General features: G+C 29.9%; 2 protein-coding genes. Both read left to right on the top strand.

Annotation, left to right across the window (positions count from 1 at the left end; translation table 11 throughout):
* A partial coding sequence (locus ACZIYX_RS23915) for a hypothetical protein (protein WP_462684772.1) occupies positions 1-679 on the top strand: 679 nt, incomplete at its 5' end.
* Between the two features lie 141 nt (positions 680-820).
* Positions 821-1,393, top strand: a complete 573-nt coding sequence (locus ACZIYX_RS23910; RefSeq protein WP_462684771.1) for a hypothetical protein — start codon at positions 821-823, stop codon at positions 1,391-1,393.
* Positions 1,394-1,524 lie beyond the last annotated feature (131 nt).

Genomic DNA, 1,524 nt, shown 5'->3' with positions numbered 1-1,524 from the left:
AGGTATTTCTATGTTAAATAGAGCACTAGCGCAATTTGGGCTTTCTGCTTCTGCTACAGATCCCAAGAAAAAACGAACCGTAACCATGATGACAGAAGATTTAGTTGCTTATGGTACGGATGGGGATGGAGAAATGCCAGATTGGATAGATAGCACAGGAATTTCTTATAGTAATGTAAAGACTAGTATTTTAGGATTAGCTACATCAAATAGTATTTATAAGGAATTAGTAAATTCCATTCCAAAAACAAAAGTAGTTCTAGGTGCTTTTGATGATGCAAATTTAACTAACTTCTCCAGTCAAACCAATACATTAGCTTCTTATGGTATTAAGAAGGTTTATCGAATTACGTATGTAGACAAATTTGTAAGAGCTAAAAATTTATCTACTGGAATTGGATTTTCTTTAACTTTCCTCTCAATATCAAATGACACATATGCATATAGAAATAACGTAATAACAAAAAACAGACTTATATCTAGAACTTCAAGTAATGTTTTTGGTTTCGGTATAGGGCGGCTTTTAGGAGCGGGTCCAGGTGCATTATTTGGTGTTGGTGCTGCTGCAGTAGAAAAAGGATATGACACATTTGTCGATCCTAATGGACCAGTACAAAGAAATTTAAACTTTAATTTTACCCTTCCAAATATTAATAGAGGATTTAATATGTTTCGTTAAATTTCAAAAAGACAAATGAGAAAAGAGTATAGTAATCTACCATATAAGAGAGTGTTTTTTTATAGACCACTCATAATTATGGTAATAGTAAGTATTAGTGTATTTTTATTTTTTCTAATCAACAATTCTATAAATACAGTTTTGGCAATAACTCAAATTGCCTTATTATGGGGGGTGATTGGATATTTAATTCCATTACTTATTCTATTTTTCAACTATCAAAAAGAAAATAGTAAAACCATTTTGGTAATACTGAACGGCGATAAACTTACATATAGAAAAAAGAATAGATTTATTGAATTCACTTTATCCGATATAGACAAAGTAGTATTAAACCTTTCTTTTCCTTTATATCATAAAGATATACGACTATTTTTTTGGGATGAATATTATTATGCGGATATTAAACTAAAAAATGGGGAAAATATAATAATTACCTGTCTATTATGTGATGAGATAGAACAGATTATTCCGAGAAATTTGATAGAAAGAAAAAGACGCATTTTTCAATTGATCTCTAGTCCTGACCCAGAGTCTATAAAATATTCTAATAAAGAATACAATGATAGAGTCAAAAGTCTAATGATAAAATTTGAGAAAAAGTCTAAATCAGAGTTGAAAAATATTGTAGATAATAAGGATAAATTTCAAAAAGAAGCAGTTGAAGCTGCAAAAAATCTTTTAAAATTTTCCTCACTAGTTGATAAATTGTAATCTAAAGGCTGAGTTCTATTATGCGTTAGTGCCAGTTTGTAACTGGTACCGTACCAGATTAGCGGGTATTAATAGTAAAAAAGAAAAATCCACAACGTTGTAAAAGATGTTGTGGGTTTTAAAGTTCTTTG

Source organism: Aquimarina sp., assembly GCF_977115655.1.
Note: the sequence above shows the minus strand (reverse complement) of the source record. Positions and strands in the feature narration are given on the sequence as shown.